This is a genomic window from Vibrio sp. M250220 (assembly GCF_036533795.1).
GTDB lineage: Bacteria > Pseudomonadota > Gammaproteobacteria > Enterobacterales > Vibrionaceae > Vibrio.
Window position 1 is genome coordinate 40,708 of record NZ_JATABI010000042.1, and the last position, 17,805, is coordinate 58,512.

The following is a 17,805-nucleotide window of genomic DNA, read 5'->3' on the forward strand; positions in this document are numbered from 1 at the left end:
AAAGTTGTCTGATTGGAGCCTAACCGATGCGAAAACCTTGAAGGCAAACGCTTACGCTTAGGCGACAGGATGATAGAGCAAAGCGCTTTCTATTTCATCTTCTTTTTTGGTGGAAGCTATTGGTTGGGTAATTACTCGCCTCAACGGTTGTGGTTAGCGGACCGTTAACCATAGTGCGTGAATCGAACCTGGAATGAAAAAGAAAAACGTCAGAATCAGGTTGATGAAGAAGTCTTTATTCAAACCTTTATCGAGAAAGACGGCCAAAGGTGGTAGAAAAATACACAGTAGGATCATCACTAGTTTGTTCATAAGTCTGCTTAACTCCAATAAATTGAATACATCGGTTGTACCTGTTCGGCATTATCTCGTTCCGCGACAGGATGTCTATTCTATTAGCCTAGCAGACGATAATATTCAGAGTATTCTTACGTGTTTTAGGCGCGGATTTCATTTTTGAGACGCTCAGTGCTTGTTGGTTATTTGTAAAATAAACTCAATTAAATCAAACGGAATTAGGTATAATACCGCAACAATAATTACTGCTTAGGATAAGCAATGTCAGCACCTATTCTTTCACAAATCAATGTCTATCCGGTCAAATCCGTTGGCGGTTTGTCACTCTCAACTTCTTGGGTTGAAAAACAAGGTTTGATGTTCGATCGTCGCTTTATGCTTGCCTTGGCGGATGGTTCGATGGTCACTGCACGCAAGTACCCACAGATGGTTAGAGTCCAAGCGAATCTCTCGCCAGATGGCGTTATCTTTACTGCGAAGGGTTATTCAAACCTACGAATTCGCTATTCAGAATTTAAAATGCAACAAGCGCCAGCACAGGTGTGGAGTGATAACTTCGTCGCTTACACCACCACAGATGCTGCCGATGATTGGTTTAGTGATGTTCTTGGTCAGCGTGTGGAACTGCTTTATTGCGGTGAACAGTCGAATCGTGTGCGTGAAAAATTCGGCCATAACGTGAGTTTTGCAGATGGATACCCTTTGTTGGTGATCAGCGAAGCATCGCTATCCGAGCTCAACCGACGTAGTCCTGAAACTCACTCTATGGATCAGTTTCGTACTAACTTAGTGGTTTCAGGTACCGAGCCTTTTGCTGAAGATGGATGGAAACGTATACGTATTGGTGAAGTCGAGTTTGAAGCAGTGAAGCCGTGTGAGCGTTGTATCCTGACCACGGTTGATGTTGACAAAGGTGAGTTTAGAGTAAGTAAAGAACCACTGAATACCTTGTCACAGTTTCGTGCAAATGAGCGTGGCGGGGTATTTTTCGGCCAGAACCTCGTCGCTCTTAATGAAGGTGTGATTCATCAGGGCGAGAAAGTTGAAGTGCTTGAATACAAAGATAAAGAGTTCTATCCCGACAACAGTCCGAAAACTTTAGTGATGACATGCGTTGAACGAGAAGAGATCGCTAGAGATTTTATCACTTTCTGGTTGGAACCACAGCATGGAGAGTTCCCCGTTTATCAGCCAGGACAACATCTGCCGATTACATTGAGAATTGGTGCGGAGACCATCGCGCGTCGCTACACCTTATCATCTAGCCCTTCAAGACCTGGGCGTCTGGCAATCTCTGTTAAGCGTATTGATGGTGGGCGTGTCTCTAACTGGCTGGTTGACAACTTGGCGCTTGGTGACTCGCTAACTTGCGAAAGACCAGATGGCAGTTTCCATTTGGGTGATAAGTCCAACCAGCCGTTATTGCTGCTATCAGCGGGAAGTGGTGTCACACCTATGTTATCTATGTTGCGCTATTTGGCAGATCATAATCAGTTGGATGATGTGGTGTTTTATCACCAATGCCGCAGTGTAGAGGACATTCCATGTAAGTCGGAGTTGGATGATTTACGTCGTCAACATCCTGGTTTAACGGTGCTCATCTCCCTTTCTCAGGCACCTATCGATTGGTTCGGCTTAAAGGGACGTTTAACCCTAACTCACCTCAAACAGATCAAGGATGCAAAGTCCCGCCAAGTATTTGTTTGTGGCCCTGATGGCTTTATGCAAAAAGCAAGAAACTTGCTGATTAAAAAAGGGCTACCGGAAGAAAACTATCACCAAGAAGCGTTCGGGGTGAGCCAGATTTCTCAGCAGCCAGTTAAAGAACTGATGCTAAGTGTTAATGGGCACGTTTTCAAAGGGGATAATCAGAAAACACTGCTTGAACAAGCGGAAGATGCGGGAGCGTCAATCGCGAATAGTTGTCGTGCTGGTCTGTGTGGTGCATGTAAGGTCACGGTGGAATCAGGAGTTGTTCATCAACCCGACGTGCCCGCGTTGCAAGAGCATGAGCGAAATATGGGGGTAGTGCTTGCATGTTGTAGCGTACCGCAAACAGATGTTGAAGTGGTAAGCTAAGCGTTCGTTCAGTCAGAGATAAAAAGCAGCCGAGAATAGGGCTGCTTTTTTCATTCTAGGACACTTTGATTACGGCCTTGATGCTTGGCTTTATACAGTGCATTGTCCGCTCGGCGATAGAGATCGAGAAACTCACTATCCATATCTTCAAGCTGTGTCACCCCACAACTGAGTGAAAAGGGCTTGTTTTTGTTGTTGAGTGAGGACTGAAGAAACTGGATGCGAAGTCGCTCTGCTATCTGATAGGCTTCTTCGGCCGCAGTATGATTGAGAACAATGAGAAACTCTTCGCCACCAATTCGGCCACAACAGTCTGATTTTCTAAGGTTATGACGGATTATATCTGCCAAATCTACGATCACGTTGTCTCCGAAATCATGTCCATATTCATCGTTTACTTGTTTAAAATGGTCGATATCGATAATGATGCAACTCAGTGGGAATTGATGCAGCTTGGCTGCTTGATAGGAGTCGGCTAAAAACTCCCACAGCTTGCGTCGATTACTCAGTTTAGTGAGCTCGTCAGTGTTGGCTTGTTCGATCAACTGTTCGCGCATGTTAACCAGATCCGTGATATCTGTTGAGACACCGATAAGACCAATGACTTCTTGCGTTTTGCTACTAAAAATAGGCTTTTTGATGGCGCGATAGATTTTGACTTTACCATCGGGAATGGATTGAGCGCGTTCTTCATTGATCACGGTTTGAGCATGTTCAAACACCATGTTGTCGCTGCGCAATATATCGGTTAACAAATCGGGGTGGAAGAAATCCGCATCGGTTTTGTTTTTTAGATTCTCAAGTGAGGTGTCAAAAAGATCTAGGGTTAGTTGATTGGCATACAGATACTCTCCCTTGCGATTCTTGATAAAAACGTAAGACCCAATTTCATTGAGCACCATTTCATGAAGGGCGAATTTGGCTGGGTTATCGATATCGTCTATGTGCTTTAGCTTGATCATTTGACCTCCTAACTGCCGTGAGGCTGAGTCAATCGTCAATAACTCAAAGAGCTAAAGGCAAAGGGCAAGTTGCCCCCTATACCTTGGGCTTAACAGAACCTCTTTAATAACCTTATACCTATTTTTGTATCAGTACCTAGATTTGCTAAATGTTTTGGACAATTTTTGAAACGCGACTTCGCAGTTTCAACTGAGATAGCAGTACCCCAGACACGGTTAGGAGACCACCAATTACATGGTAATCACGAACCGTTTCGCCTAACAATGAAGCCGCTAACGTAATGGAAACCACGGGCATCAGATTCATAAACATTGCACTGGAATCTGCACCAATTAAGTCAATTGCTTTGACCCACATCCAAGGCGCGGCGACAGAAGCCGCGAGGCCCGCATAGGCGATTAAAGGAATAGCTTGCTGAGAAGGGAGTAATTGTTCACTGGAAAGCCAGAGTGGTGTAAGCATGAGTAACGCGAGAGTGCCCTGCATGTAAACCATAGTCCAGTTTGACAGAGGCATTTTCCAACGTTTGAGCAGGACGCAGTATGCGGCATAACATATTGACGCCAAAACCATAATTCCATCACCCGGCGTGATGTCTTGATGGAGGAAAAAACTAATATCGCCTTTACCGAGCATAAACATTAGCCCGGCCAAAGCCAACACGCCTCCTACGATACTGAGTGGCGAGATGGGCTTTGCTAAGAGCGGAACACTAAGAAATATGGCTAGCAGAGGCACAAGAGAGGTAATCAATGCCATATTAGACGCAGTTGTTGTTAGACCCGCATAGTAGGATAGAGACTGATTGAGCACCATACCAAGCATCGCCAGAAAAGCCAGTTTCGCTAAATAAGGACGAATAGTTTGCCAGTGCTTGATGACGTTAGGCAGACAGAAAGGAGTGAGAAGAACGATCGCCACTAGCCAGCGATAAAAACTCATTGCACTCGGTTCTATGGTACTTGCGGCCATCTTATTTACGATCGCATTTCCGCCCCAAATAAAAACCGTAAAAAGAGGGAGTAGGTAAACCATGCCAGCACCAAGAAATGAATTAGACCGTGAACAGTTTGACAGGTCGATATAAATATATATATCTTTAAAAAGACATTGTGAGTCATAGGAAGACAGGTTTGAGAAAATCAGCAAAACACCTTCACCCCTCGTTATCAATTGATAAGGCACCATCAGATGTGTTTATGAATTTCGAGGCATTTCTGTCTAATACGGAAACGCGAATGCACAGCCATCCATGGGGACAAGTGCAGTTAATCAGTGGTGGAATCTTGGAAATGGAGGCGGAAGGTACCCGTTTCCTTGCTCCGCCACATTTGGCAATCTGGGTTCCAGCGGGCGTAAGGCACACCAGCTATAACCGTAAACCTCTCTCATACTGCTCGCTCAATATTGCTCAGGCGTTTACTAAGAACTTCCCCGAATGCACCAGCTTGATAAAAGTGACGCCTATCGTCTCTGCCATCGTGGAAGACTTTCGGCAGCGGGATATAAATGTCGCGAAAACTGACTCTGACAAACGTTTGGTGCAGGTGTTGCTCGACCAGTTGGCGACTCGCGATACTCAACACCACTTCTTACCTTCAACCGATAATAAATATCTCGCTAAAATACTGGCCGCGGTGGAAGAGAACCCCGTTGACAACACCAGTCTCTCCCTCTGGGCGGAGCGAGTGCACACCACGGAACGGACGCTCGCTAGGCATTGTCAGGCAGAGCTTGGAATGAGCTTTACCGAGTGGAGACTAAGAGTGCGCTACTTATACTCAATGGAGTTGCTACGCAAAGGACACTCAGTTAAAGAGGTCGCTTTAACGCTCGGTTACAACCAAGCCAGCCCATTTATTGCTATGTTCAAGAAATACGCCGGCCTAACACCAGAACAGTACAAAAGCCGCTTACTTTAGCCTTCTTTAAAGGGGAGGAAAAACTGCGCTATATTTCAATATTGGTGGTGGCTTGTAACTAATTTATTTTGCAAAATAAATCCTATTGAAAGTACATCGAGTGAATTCATTGTCGATGATATTTTGCCAGATGAACAAAATATGGATGGGGCAGAAACACATCTAGGCTTAATTGCATTTAAGGCGACAACACTTATTCTAGCGATGTATGTCCTTGTGGGAACAGCAAGCTCGCAAACTTTACTGATCGCAATTACTTTGGGCAGCATGATTAAAATACCGGTATCACGAGATCAGCGTGTTTTGCGATCAGACGTGAGTGCCGACTCAGCATCTATCAACTCTTGTTTACTAACTTTATTGTGTTGCTAAACCAGCTACTCACTTACCAAGGCGAGCAACCTATCAGTGCTGAAGTGATACGACTTATCTCTATTTCGGTGGCGATCCTCCTCGCAACCGTCATTTTGAACCTCACCCAAGTCAAACCAAAACCTTATTCAGCTCCTCAGTAGAGGAGCTTCATTTTCTTGATAAATGTTTGTTCAAGTATTGGATTGCTTGCTCTTTACCCATGTACTTGCCTAGAGTTTTTATCGGGACAGACGCTAGATCAACCACGATGAGTCCATCAAGGGCGTAGTTAAAGGCTGGGTCAACGTTAAAACAGACCAACTTACCATCCATTCCCAAATATTGTCTTAGCAATACAGGGAGCCCCATCCCTTGCTCTAGTCGAGTGAGAACTTTTGACAGAATAGGGAGCTTAGACAGCGAACTTAGCATGTCAGGACGCCAGAATTCTTGCCCACTTTTTTCTAGAGGGCTTGTTGGAGCGACCAATTTAGCTTTGTCATTGTCGTAGTAGTGAACGGTCATCACGGATGCAATAAGCTGCCTCGCGACGGGACTGTAGTCATTGCTGATGCTGACCGGACCAAATAGATGCGTGTACTGAGGGTGACGGTAAACAAACGCCGCAATCCCTTTCCACAGTAGTAGCAAGGAGTGCATATTACGCTGATATTGTTTAGCGACGACTGAACGGCCCAGTTCAATTGATTGCCCGAGGCTGCTTATAAATGCTTGATCGTATTTAAATAAGCTAGAAGAGTAGAGGGCGTCAATTCCTCCTTGTTGAATCAACTCATCGACTAATCCTAAACGATAGGCGCCAACAAGATCTCGCTTGACTCTGTTCCAAACGAACAATTGATAGTATTGGGTGTCAAAATGGTCTAGATCGCAACTTTTACCGCTCCCTTCTCCCACATCTCGAAAGCTTTCTTCTCGTACTCGTCCAATCTCTTGCATCATTCTCGGAATGGTTGGGGTTGGAGCACAATAGACATCGAAGTCTCCTTGTTCCAGTAGCTTGTACTGTTCGAGGTCTAACAGCTCGTGGTGTAATTGTTCTACCGGCACAGGCGCGATAATTGGCTCGAGAGTGGCATCTAAGGGAGTAAGAGGTCGCTTGTTGGTCACGCTACCCATTAGATAGGTATTTAAACGAAAGTACTGGGCAATCTCTTCATCGTTAGCGAAGTCTTTGATCTCTGTGTACGGGATAGGATTGCCGACCGAAACTGAAACCGTTTTACCGGATTTATTCAGGAGTTCTCTTCCCAGCATGGCAGTTCTTAATAGTGGGTGAATTCGCCCTGCCTGATAAAACAACTTGCTATTCATACCTTGGATGAACAATGGAACGGTTGTCGCTTGTGCATGTTTGACAAATTTGGCGACTGACTTGCTCCAAGTTTTGTCGGTAATCTTATTCTCATTCGCTTGCCATGAAGAGACTTCTCCGGCAGGAAAGAGTATCAACACGCCTCCTTGTGAAAGGTGTTGATTTGCTTCTTGGATTGCTCGTCGGTTAGTTCGTTTGGCTTGTTCACCACCAAATACATCGACGCCAATGAACAAATCATTAAGCTCAGGAATCCGTTTAAGTAACTCATTAGCAAGGACTTTGACATCTTTGCGCACTCTTGAAACCAAAGATGCGAGGATGATGCCTTCAATACCACCAAATGGATGGTTGGCGACAATCAATACCGGGCCTTGACTGGGAATATTTTCAAGGCGGCCGTGATCCACCTGATATTGAGTCCCTATACGAGTTAAGGCTTCGTTCATAAATTCAAAACTGTCCTCTGGCAGCGCTTCTTGCCGATAGAGTGAATCAAGTTTAGAAAGGCCTGTTGCCCATTCGATGACTGATTCGCCAATGCCAAATGGTGTTTTACGTGGTAATCGGAATGGACTATCAATCATACTTAGCTCCTCGGGTAACAAGGCGGTGAGTAACGCTACCTTGGTCTTGTAGATCGCGTAGCAGGAGCAAGGAGGTAATCAGTTCAGCCAAAGCGATAAAGTTTGCTGGCATATGTCTCAAAGGGGGGAACGTCATAGTAATCCGCCTTACTGTTTAATGAGGGTTGGCCAGTTTTGGTCAGCCGTTGAGATGTGACCAGCGCGATCGGCATCCCATAAGGCTTTTACTTCGGCGTTGTAGTTAAGGTAGAGCTTACCATTGATGATTGACCACTGATTTGGGTCAGAGGGTGCGAAGTCATTTTTTGCTGATACCGCCCAAGCGCAGTACCCGCCATATTGAGGAGCGTAAGCTTCTGGATCGGCAATAAAAGTGTCTAGGTTGGCCTGTGAAGAGAAGTACCAATCTGCACCTTTATATTGGGTTTGCCATTTGCTGTCCCCTTTAATGGGCTTACCTTGAGTAAAATAAGCCACGGTGTCGTAGCCACTGACAGCCTTGTTGCTAAAGATGCCTGTAGATACCTCCTCTGCGGCGAATGAAGCAAAACTCAGTAAAAGAATAACTAGACCAAATAACTTTTTCATTTAAAAACTCCTTGTTCGACAGTGTCATGCTTGAGCCAAGTAAGACGGGTGTTAAAGTCCATGTTGCGAAGGTTGTTGATAGATTGGTAATGCATTTCTTGCTTGGTAGAAGACACGACAACGGAAGTAAAACTTACCGTTCTGGCATCATTTCTTACCATTAATGGTGAAAGATGAGGGCTGGTGGTGTCGTGGGTTAGATGAAATTCTTGACCCACTTGCTCAATAGGTAACCGGGTAACTAAACGCTCAAACAATCTTCGGCGGTAGTCACGTGCTTGGGTAAAGTTCACTGCCGCGGAAACGATCGGAGCAACCGCGTGCGAACGGGTTAATCTTTCTCCATCCCATGTCCAAAGTACCGTTTCATTCGCAGTACGATGAGTGTCAAAAGAGACCAAAGTAAACGGGGCAAAGGAGCCTAGTCTCATGGATAGAAGACGGTGATCAACTGACTGACTAGAACAGCAACTTGCAAGTTGCTTGATGACCAAGCCGCGGCTGGTCAAATTGCCGTTTGGCATCTTTCCTTGGTAAAAATTGAGCAGGCAGACGGTTAAACCATGCTCATTGGTTGAGATCCAGCTGCCACCACCGACAGGGTCAATGGGCATTAAGCAGCGAACGTCATCAATCAATACACTTTGTGGTTCGATTGCTGGTAGGCGAGTTCGTTGTTCATCGCGGTTGAAACAAACCTCATAGTGCGTATTGCCGTGGTAAACCCAAGATAGTGTACACATAGTTATTGTGCCCTCTGATAGGTGGCAGTGGTTGGTGCGACACCAAAATGATCATCGGATTGCACACCGCGCAGTGAGGCGACGACTTTCGCCATGGCAAAGTGATGGGTTGCATGCAAAGCTGCAAAGGTAAGCTCGCGCACCAGCGTAGACGAAACCTCCTCAACGCTTGTTCGTGAAAGCATAACCTCTGTTTCAACGTTAACTGCCTGATTGAGCTCACTAGATGGCAATCCAAACAGCCATTCAATTAACTCACTAATCTCCTGCTTAGCCATCTCTATGCTGCGCTCAACCGTATGGCCTCGTCGACGAACATTGTAGTCAATGGATGTCGGTTCAAGTTTGATCGCCTGGAATAAATCGAGCCAATGGCGAAAGTGTTCACCGATAGAACTGTTTACATGCGGATGAGCAATAAAAAGATAGTCATCGTCGCTGAGGGTTTCGAGAAATTCATAGCCTTGATTTAACGTTTCGATGCATCCCATTACCGCGAGGGAAGGGTGTATCTGTGCGTCACTCTCTGAGCTTGTCGTTAGATTTTTCATCGTTTGCTCCTAAACTAGCAATTCAGTTAATCCGTCATTGGGTAGCGCTGTGTTAGCCGCTTTTCTTCTCGCCAAGCTTGAAGTAATGCGCCCAAGCTTGGTGTTTTGTGTCCCTGCTTCTTTTGCTTAGCGCCAATTTGATAGAGCAGACGATATTGAGTTAATAGCGTCGAAAAAATATCTTTTAGGCGGGTATCGCTATCCCAAATATGCGCAGCTTCGCTACTGGCACCATTGATCTCTAAGATGTCGAAACATTCCCCATTCATTAATGAGTGAATATCTCTGAACTTGATATCGAGACGGCCGTAATTGAAACCCTCAAACTCAATGAGAATCGTATCTAGCTGTTGCTCTAGTGCCGGCGTGATGAACTGATTACCATCACGAAAAATAGCGCCACGAGAATGGCTACCCGCAAACGCCAATTGGAATTGGTTGTTAGCTGGAATGACGAGGTCGAGGTGCTCACTGTGGCGTGGTAGGTAGAGATGCTGTAACTTGCCCGCTCTCGGACACTTATCAATCAATTGTTGTAGGGTCGATTGACCATCTCCAACCACATACGGTGAATATTTCAACGTAATCGAGATGATCCTGCCTTTGGTTTCACCGGGCTGTCTGACGTAGAAAACGCCAGCTTCTGCGCTGTACGGTGACTTCTTCTGAAGCAGAAAGCGTCCGGAGAGAGGAAAGCTTTCGATATAGTCTCTCAGTTGTTGATTGGAATGAATCAGCTTGACACCGACACCACGGCAACCCAGATCAGGTTTAGCCACCAGTGGATAGCTCAGGTTCGCCGCGTCGAGTTGCTGTAACGACTCATTTAGTAGGTCATCAGTGTGGTTTGAGGATTTGATCAAGGTAATAAAGGGCAAAATCCATTGATTCGCTGTCTCGCCTGCCGAGGTGAATATATCGTGTTTGGATTCTCCCACCATGCCACTCAACTTAATCGCAGGGTTAGCAATAAGCGGCAGTGCCCAATCACGATGTGCCATACTTAACATGACACTTTGGAGTACAACGGGAGTGTAGAAAAACCATGCGGGTAGGAATTCAAAAGGCGAGATAACTCGCTTTGGTTGCTCTAAAACGGGCATTCCCGCATTGACCATTCCCTGCGGAATGACGTTAAGGTTAGCGAGCTCTATCATAGGTATCCCTTAATAGCGTTTTGGTTAGAAGTTTGTTTACAAGCACCATCAGGAAGCCCCCCAGTGGAATGAGCACCCAACCTGACTGGTGTTGTTGAAACCACTGCGCGTTACCAAGTTGGAAGAAAGCACCGAAAATAAGCACCGTCCATAAAGCGGTTGCTGTGAGTACGGCGAACAAGAATGTGGTTTTGGCTACACCAAGAAATCCACTTAATGTGAATCCGATGGTTCGTAATCCCGGAATGAATCGCACCAAAAATAGAGTCATGAACGCTCGTCGATGCAATATGTGTCGCAGACTTCTCGTCCGCTGATAACGGAACAAACGATAGCGAAGAAAACGAACTCTTTGTGCCATTTTGCCGATCATATACAGCCCAAGATCACCTGAACTAATGCCGGCAAAGACAGCGAGTAGAGCAATCGACGTTGGCAGTGCTTGCTCGACTGCCAAGCTTGCCGCCGTAACGATCGCAAGATCTTCTAGTAGATACGAAAGTAGAACGATACCGAGGAATAGCGCCAAGAGAGATAGATTGCCTTGAAGCAACCAGACTTCAACGGCCTTTGATATATCTGTCATAACTGATCCCCATCAATCTTTAGCGCAAAACAGTACCAACTAGAAATAACTTAGATAAGTCATTTCTAGGTAAAGTGGTCATAACATTCACAGAATTTCTAAATGCCACTCAGCTAAAGAAAGGGAGGAGTTAAAAAAAATTTCATCAATAGATGATAATTACTAAACGCTCTTGGAGACTAATCGGACTAAAGTGAGCTCTTTTATCCTAAAGATTTATCTAGGATGCTCAGTAAATCCTGATTAATTTAGCGCCTTATTCCTACGTAGTGGGTGATATTGATTCTCAATGTGTGATTGTAATTCATTACATATGTAACTAATAAATCTAATAAAAACCTTATATATGAAGCTGCTTCATATTTTGATAATTAGTTGCTTGTTAACATTTTTGTAACCTTTGTTATTCGGTAACTATGTGATGCGGTTTACTATAAGGAGTCACAAATGCAAGTAAGCATCACAACAACAAAAACAATGATCGCGACGGTTATCAGCACCACCCTTCTATCAGGGTGTTATTGGGATGATCCTGAGAAAGCAGCGAAATACGTCAGCAGTAAAATCGACCGAGACGATGTGGTAGAACACTTAGTCGAGTTGGAAGGTCGTGCATCGAAAACCAGTGATGGAAGTTCTGTTACACGAGCGGCTGGAACACAGGGCTATGCAGAATCACTAGACTATATTGTCGATACGATGAAGGAGCACAACTACCAAGTTTCTATCCAAGAGTTTGATTTTAGAGCTTGGGAGGAATTGGCTGGAACACAGCTAAGTGTTAACGGTACTCGCTTGATTGGTGTCAGAGAGGCAGGAGAAGGCGTTGATGCTGATTTTGCTGTTATGTCCTATTCGGGTAAGTCAAACGGTACTTTAGCCGCACAAGCAGCCTTTGTGACGCCTGATTTTCGATTTGATGCACCAGACTATGATGATACTGATGGCTGTGAATCAGCGGACTTTATAGGCAAAGACGTCGCAGACAAAATTGCCATTATCCAACGGGGTGGGTGTAGTTTTAGTACTAAGGTAGTCAATGCACAAAATGCGGGTGCAAAAGGCGTGATTGTCTTTAACCAAGGCAATGGAGAAGGCCGCACCAGTGTGGTGAATGGCACCTTGGGTAACGACAGTACAGCGACGATACCTGCTTTTGGCGCGCGCTACGAATTAGGCAAACAGTGGTACGACTTAAGCAAGACGACTGACGTGCCTGTTAGCCTTCAGCTCAGCGTACAAGATGACGTTGTTCTGACGCAGAATATCATCGCCGAAACAAAAGGTGGTGATGAGAATCAGGTGGTTATGTTAGGCGCTCACCTTGATTCTGTTCCTGAAGGTCCCGGCATCAACGATAATGGTTCCGGTACAGCTGGGTTATTGGAATATGCTGTCACACTGGCAAATCTGAATGCCCCAGTGAAAAACAAAGTTCGCTTTGCTTGGTGGGCCGCAGAAGAAGCCGGTTTAGTGGGTTCGGAATACTACACCAATGATCTTTTCGCCCCTCTTCGTGATCAAGCTGAACGAGAAATTCGTGCTGAGCTAGGTCTTGATGATGCTAGTCCACTGACCCCAGAGCAAGTCGATCTGGTGGATGCGCGTTACTATGAGTTGAACAAGGTTAAGCTCTACTTGAACTTTGATATGATCGGTTCTCCAAACTATATCTTTGGCGTTATGGACGGAGACCTATCGGATACCAAAGATAGCCCAGACAATGCCTACACGGGCGATTTTAAACCGCCGTATGGTACCTCTGATATAGAGTCTACGTTCAATCGTTTCTTCAGCAGCAAATCACACGCTACTGTTCCACAAGCACTTTCTAAGCGTTCAGATTACGCAGGGTTTGCAGATTGGGGAGTGGCATTTGGTGGCCTGTTTACAGGTGCGGAAAATGTGAAATCAGCAGAAGAAGTCGATCAATTTGGTGGTCAGATTGATGTGGCTTACGACAAATGCTACCACCAAGCCTGTGATGATTTGAATAACATCAGTCAGACAGCGTTGTACGTGAACACTCAGTCGTTGGCGTACGTGACGACCTTCTATGCATTCAGCCAGCCGGTATTCCCACAGCAACAGCCTGAAGTTGTTCCAGCGCTGCGTACCATGGACGCAGTGTTCATTCCTCAGAACAAGCTGCGTGTGGGGGAGAAGTTAAAAGCGGCGGATAGTGTTTCAGATCATGACCACTTCCACGGTGACTTTGACCAAGACCGTCAATAAGCGAGTAGAAAATAAAAGCCGCACGCGAGTCTAAGGTGCGGCTTAATTATTCCTAGTAGAAAGCATGGTTCTGCTAGGATTCACTCATGGATTAGACGCTAGTACCTTGACTAAGAACGTAATTCAATCCGCCGAGAATCGCGGCCACTTGTGCATCGTTACACTCTTCATTGGTGACTTTCGGGCTGTCTGGATAGACTTCTGTTGTCGTGCCATAAACACAGTTTGTCACGCCGCCACATAGCCCCAGCTTAACCATAGGGTAGTTGATCACCCCGTGCTGAACGACAGCAGAACCAATGATTTCTCCTTTTTCATCAGCGGGCGCGATATGCGTGACCTTCGCAACGGATTCGATAACCGCCGCTTGAAACTCTGATTGAGGGTTTTCTGTGTCGCCGACCGTGTAGAAACCGTCGGGAATCATACCTTCAATGTATTCAATACCATCGCGAGCTGCTAGAGCAGGGCGAAACTCGTCTTCATCGCTGTCTGTGGTTTCATGCAGGTCGATATGAACTAGGATCTTGCCTTGGATAGAGGCGACTAGCGCCATCAGATTGGCGGATTCTTCCGCTGGGCTATCGGCATAGAATGAACGGTTAGGGTCGATAGCCAATGGATTCCAACGATTGATGGTTTCGTAACCCCACGGGCTGACACAAGGGGCGACGATAATATTGAAGTGCTGACTGTAAGTGGCCATTTCATCTGCGGCGAATTGGAGTGCACCGTGCACGCCACTGGTCTCGTAGCCATGTACACCACCAGTCACCAAAACGACGGGTTTCGATATGTCCCAATTCTTAGTTTTGATGCAAAAAAGCGGGTAGCGTTTAGGGTCATAAGAGAGCGCACCATATTGCTCGACATCAAATTGGTTTTTAAGAGCGAGAATCTTAGGGACGACTTGTTGCTGATATTCGCGTTTAATAGTGGTTTGTTGACGCCATGCGATTTTTTCCGCTTCGCCCCATTTTTGCCCTGGGGTTCCGATTGGATAAGTGTAAGTACTGCGCATTACCTTGCCTTTATTGTTATTGGAAAATTGCACCTAGGATAGAGTGCTGTAACCGTACAGGCAAATGTTCTATCGCTGAAATAAAAAGATTGACTGTGTGCTGACGTCAATTGAGTTTGAGCTTTAGCGTTGCGGTGTTACATTTAGTTACATTGAACCTAATTTAATATGAGAAGAAACAATGGCAGGTGCAAGTTTATTAACGTTACTTGATGACATTGCGACGGTTTTAGATGACGTTGCTTTGATGTCTAAAGTGGCTGCCAAAAAAACGGCTGGTGTGCTTGGAGACGACCTCGCGCTCAATGCCCAGCAAGTGTCAGGGGTAGCGGCTGAGCGAGAAATTCCAGTAGTCTGGAGTGTGGCGAAAGGCTCGTTTCGCAACAAGCTGATACTGGTTCCAGCCGCGCTATTAATCAGCGCTTTCATCCCTTGGCTTATTATGCCTTTACTGCTAATTGGTGGTTTGTTTTTGTGCTACGAGGGCGCAGAAAAGATCATTGAGAAGTTCACCCATCAACCGAATGAAAGTGAAGATAAAACCATTGAAACGACGCTTTCTATCGAAGAGTATGAACGTAACAAGATCGCTGGAGCAATCCGTACCGACTTTATTTTATCAGCCGAGATTATTGTCATTGCACTGGGTACGGTTCAGGGACAGTCAACGACAACTCAAATATTGGTTGTGAGCGTAATCGCTGTGCTTATGACGATAGGTGTCTACGGGCTAGTGGCTGGAATTGTAAAGCTCGATGATCTGGGTTTTTACCTAGAACGTTGCTCGCAAGGGCGAGGGCTTCGTTCCGCATTGGGGCGCGGATTGATCACTTTTGCACCAAAGCTAATGAAAGCATTGGCGGTGATAGGAACTGCGGCAATGTTTTTGGTTGGCGGTGGCATCGTTGTCCATAACGTCCCAGCCATTCACCACTGGATTGAACCCATTAGCATGGACATCCCAAATCTGTCATTAGCAAAAGCGCTGTTTCCTTCATTGCTTAACGGCTTGATTGGTGTGGTTTGTGGTCTTGTTGTTGTGGCGATATGGCACGTGATATCGAAGCTAAAACGTTAGTCATCGATTTCTTCAGGGCTCGACAATCGAGCCCTATTCTCCGATTTCGTCACCCTCTTTGCTTTCACCCTTGGTGATTTTCTCTAGTGCCGAAGTGAGCAGTTCGCTGGTTTGTGCTCCTGAAATGAGATGCTTTCTATCAATGATAATTGCTGGAACCGCGTTAATCCCTGCTTCAAGCCACTGCTGCTCTGTTGACGCAACGGCTTGCGCCCAACTGTCATCATTGAGGATGTTACCCGCCAGCTCGATATCTAGTCCTACAGACTGAGCACATTCAATCAACACTTGTGAATCGCTGACATCTTTTGCACCTGAGAAATAGGCTTCAAACAATGCCATTTCAAGTTCAAACTGTTTATTTTCACTCTGTGACCACATCAATAACTGATGTGCTTTACGGGTGTTGTAGATTTTCATCCCATCATAAAAGTTAAACTTAAAACCCACTTCTCGGCCAAGCTGAGTAAGGGTCTCTCGTGCCGCAATACTGGCTTCTTCAGATATGCCATATTTTTCGTGTAAGTGCTCACGCAGGTTTTGGCCATCGGTGCCCATTGCGGGATTCAATTCGAACGGATGCCAGTGGATCTCAGCTTCAATACTCTCACTGAGACTGGCAAGAGCATGCTCGAGTCGTTTGTAACCGATAATACACCATGGGCAAACGACATCTGAAACGATGTCTATTCGAATTTTGTTCATCTCAACGTCCTTCTACTACTGCTATCAATAATTATAGAGAGCTTAATGATAAGATTTGAGCATTACTTCGCAATTTGAGCAGCTCTACGCCCAGTTACTACTACGTTAAAAAATGGCTTGAGGCTGAAGTCGTGGCCTGTCCTGTTTTGATAGGATAGCGAAATCAATGATGACGCCTAGCTTGCACTAGGTATATTGTTAAGGAAATCGTGATGTTAACTGCTCACGCGACAGATGTAATTTTGCATGCGTTTGACTGGCCTTATCCTCTAGTTGAACAACGAGCTCGCCAAATTCAGCAAGCGGGCTATAAATATGTTCTGGTCTCCCCGCCAATGAAGTCGTTAAAAAAAACGCAGGGGACAAAGTGGTGGCAACGCTATCAGCCTCAAGACTATCGTGTTATTGATAATCAATTGGGAAATTATCAACAGTTTAAGTCGATGCTTAATGCCCTTAAACAGCATGGGATTGGCATCTATGCGGATGTGGTCTTCAACCATATGGCGAACGAATCGTCAGTGCGCAACGATCTACAGTATCCATCGACTACCGACCTAGACGACTACCAAGCCAACAAAGAGTACTATCAAAATCAACGTTTGTTTGGAGATCTCTCTAAGCCACTGTTTGACCATGATGATTTTGTTGAGGCATTTGGTATTGAAGATTGGCAAGATCGTTGGCAAGTACAAAACGGACGTATTACGAGTGGCCCTAGCGACCCAGGTTTACCAACGTTACGTGTGTGCACCAATGTCATCTCGCAGCAGCAGTCTTACTTAAAGGCTTTGAAGAAACTCGGAGTGAAGGGGTTTCGCATTGACGCTGCGAAACATATGACGCTAGAACATCTTAAACAGGTATGGACTGATGAAATTTGTCAGGACATACATATCTTTGGCGAAATCATTACTAGCGGCGGCGCAACTCAGCCAGAGTATGAGCTGTTCCTTGAGCCATATCTGGCTCAGACGCGGCTAGGGGCTTACGATTTTCCACTGTTTCAAACCTTGTATGACGCATTGCAGCCAAAGGGCAGTCTGAAGAGTCTGGTCGACCCGTATTGTTTTGGTCAGGCACTCTCTGAGACGCGAGCGATCACGTTCGCAATTACTCATGACATACCCAATAACGATGTGTTTGCGAATTTGGTGATGACCCAAGCGCAAGAATGGTTAGCTTATTGCTATCTGTTGGGACGAGATGGTGGTGTTCCGCTTATTTATACCGATCTGGATACCAGTGGCATTCATGGCAAAGATGAGCAACCGCGTTGGCTTAAGACGTGGAATGATCCGCAGATGCTTGCAGCAATTGATTTCCACAATCGTATGCACGCTAAACCGATGACCATGATTGAGGCTGGTGATGATCTACTGGTCTTCGCTCGAGGAGAAGAAGGTATGGTTATTCTCAATAAATCGGTCAGAGCTAAAAGCGTTGAACTAAGCAGCAGCACAACTTGGATTGATCTACTGACAAAGCAGAAGTTCCTTTCTAAGGCTGGCATCTGTCATCTAGATGTGCCAGCACAAAGCGCACGGATGTTAATTACGGATTAATACAATAGGCGCACCAGTTACGGTGCGCCTTACTCTTT

General features: G+C 45.6%; 17 protein-coding genes. 5 read left to right on the top strand and 12 right to left on the bottom strand.

The genetic code is table 11. The features are described 5' to 3' along the window. Positions 1–153: 153 nt before the first annotated feature. Complete coding sequence (locus QTN94_RS14525; RefSeq protein WP_331428048.1) at positions 154–312, bottom strand: YqaE/Pmp3 family membrane protein; 159 nt, start codon at positions 310–312, stop codon at positions 154–156. A 246-nt stretch (positions 313–558) separates the two neighbouring features. Between QTN94_RS14525 and QTN94_RS14530 the strand changes: the two genes are divergently transcribed. After that, positions 559–2,376: a hybrid-cluster NAD(P)-dependent oxidoreductase gene (locus tag QTN94_RS14530; RefSeq protein WP_331428049.1), complete on the top strand. Its 1,818-nt coding sequence runs from the start codon at positions 559–561 to the stop codon at positions 2,374–2,376. Between the two features lie 50 nt (positions 2,377–2,426). Here QTN94_RS14530 and QTN94_RS14535 read toward each other — a convergent pair whose 3' ends face one another. Together QTN94_RS14535 and QTN94_RS14540 are read right to left on the bottom strand one after the other, a co-directional pair. After that, positions 2,427–3,338, bottom strand: coding sequence for a sensor domain-containing diguanylate cyclase (locus QTN94_RS14535; protein WP_331428051.1), 912 nt, complete (start codon positions 3,336–3,338; stop codon positions 2,427–2,429). Positions 3,339–3,483: 145 nt separating this feature from the next. After that, a complete protein-coding gene (locus QTN94_RS14540) occupies positions 3,484–4,374 on the bottom strand; it encodes a DMT family transporter (RefSeq protein WP_331428052.1) in 891 nt (296 codons plus the stop codon). A 98-nt stretch (positions 4,375–4,472) separates the two neighbouring features. On the opposite strand from QTN94_RS14540, the gene QTN94_RS14545 reads away from it, so the two are divergent. Beyond that, entirely contained in the window at positions 4,473–5,261 is a 789-nt protein-coding gene (locus QTN94_RS14545) for an AraC family transcriptional regulator (protein WP_331418205.1), read from the top strand. A 522-nt stretch (positions 5,262–5,783) separates the two neighbouring features. Here QTN94_RS14545 and QTN94_RS14550 read toward each other — a convergent pair. The 7 genes from QTN94_RS14550 to QTN94_RS14580 are packed head-to-tail and all read right to left on the bottom strand — an operon-like array spanning position 5,784 to position 11,163. After that, positions 5,784–7,538 carry a lysophospholipid acyltransferase family protein gene (locus QTN94_RS14550; RefSeq protein WP_331428053.1) on the bottom strand — a complete coding sequence of 585 codons (1,755 nt, stop codon included), beginning with the start codon at positions 7,536–7,538 and terminating at the stop codon, positions 5,784–5,786. After that, positions 7,531–7,674, bottom strand: a complete 144-nt coding sequence (locus QTN94_RS14555; protein ID WP_331418207.1) for a hypothetical protein — start codon at positions 7,672–7,674, stop codon at positions 7,531–7,533. Before QTN94_RS14555 ends, QTN94_RS14550 begins: the two co-directional genes overlap by 8 nt. 11 nt (positions 7,675–7,685) lie before the next feature. Further along, on the bottom strand, positions 7,686–8,126 hold the full coding sequence (locus QTN94_RS14560; RefSeq protein ID WP_331418208.1) for a YHS domain-containing (seleno)protein: 441 nt from the start codon (positions 8,124–8,126) through the stop codon (positions 7,686–7,688). Continuing rightward, positions 8,123–8,869 (bottom strand): NRDE family protein, encoded by a 747-nt coding sequence (locus QTN94_RS14565; protein ID WP_331428054.1) that lies wholly within the window; start codon positions 8,867–8,869, stop codon positions 8,123–8,125. The genes QTN94_RS14560 and QTN94_RS14565 overlap by 4 nt, the downstream gene beginning before the upstream one ends. A 2-nt stretch (positions 8,870–8,871) precedes the next feature. Beyond that, positions 8,872–9,420, bottom strand: a complete 549-nt coding sequence (locus tag QTN94_RS14570) for a hypothetical protein (RefSeq protein ID WP_331428056.1) — start codon at positions 9,418–9,420, stop codon at positions 8,872–8,874. A gap of 26 nt (positions 9,421–9,446) precedes the next feature. Continuing rightward, entirely contained in the window at positions 9,447–10,577 is a 1,131-nt protein-coding gene (locus QTN94_RS14575; RefSeq protein ID WP_331428058.1) for a D-alanine--D-alanine ligase, read from the bottom strand. Then, entirely contained in the window at positions 10,561–11,163 is a 603-nt protein-coding gene (locus tag QTN94_RS14580; protein WP_331428059.1) for a DedA family protein, read from the bottom strand. Before QTN94_RS14580 ends, QTN94_RS14575 begins: the two co-directional genes overlap by 17 nt. A 447-nt stretch (positions 11,164–11,610) precedes the next feature. Here QTN94_RS14580 and QTN94_RS14585 point away from each other — a divergent pair, with 447 nt between their 5' ends. Beyond that, positions 11,611–13,398 carry a M28 family metallopeptidase gene (locus QTN94_RS14585; RefSeq protein WP_331428061.1) on the top strand — a complete coding sequence of 596 codons (1,788 nt, stop codon included), beginning with the start codon at positions 11,611–11,613 and terminating at the stop codon, positions 13,396–13,398. A 91-nt stretch (positions 13,399–13,489) separates the two neighbouring features. Here the strand turns inward: QTN94_RS14585 and QTN94_RS14590 are convergent, their stop codons facing one another. Next, positions 13,490–14,419: a M14 family metallopeptidase gene (locus tag QTN94_RS14590; RefSeq protein ID WP_331428062.1), complete on the bottom strand. Its 930-nt coding sequence runs from the start codon at positions 14,417–14,419 to the stop codon at positions 13,490–13,492. Positions 14,420–14,600: 181 nt separating this feature from the next. Between QTN94_RS14590 and QTN94_RS14595 the strand changes: the two genes are divergently transcribed. Next, on the top strand, positions 14,601–15,497 hold the full coding sequence (locus tag QTN94_RS14595) for a DUF808 domain-containing protein (protein ID WP_331428063.1): 897 nt from the start codon (positions 14,601–14,603) through the stop codon (positions 15,495–15,497). A gap of 33 nt (positions 15,498–15,530) precedes the next feature. Here QTN94_RS14595 and QTN94_RS14600 read toward each other — a convergent pair whose 3' ends face one another. Further along, on the bottom strand, positions 15,531–16,202 hold the full coding sequence (locus QTN94_RS14600; protein WP_331428065.1) for a DsbA family oxidoreductase: 672 nt from the start codon (positions 16,200–16,202) through the stop codon (positions 15,531–15,533). 212 nt (positions 16,203–16,414) lie between these two features. On the opposite strand from QTN94_RS14600, the gene QTN94_RS14605 reads away from it, so the two are divergent. Then, complete coding sequence (locus tag QTN94_RS14605; RefSeq protein ID WP_331428066.1) at positions 16,415–17,767, top strand: alpha-amylase family protein; 1,353 nt, start codon at positions 16,415–16,417, stop codon at positions 17,765–17,767. Positions 17,768–17,805: the final 38 nt, after the last annotated feature.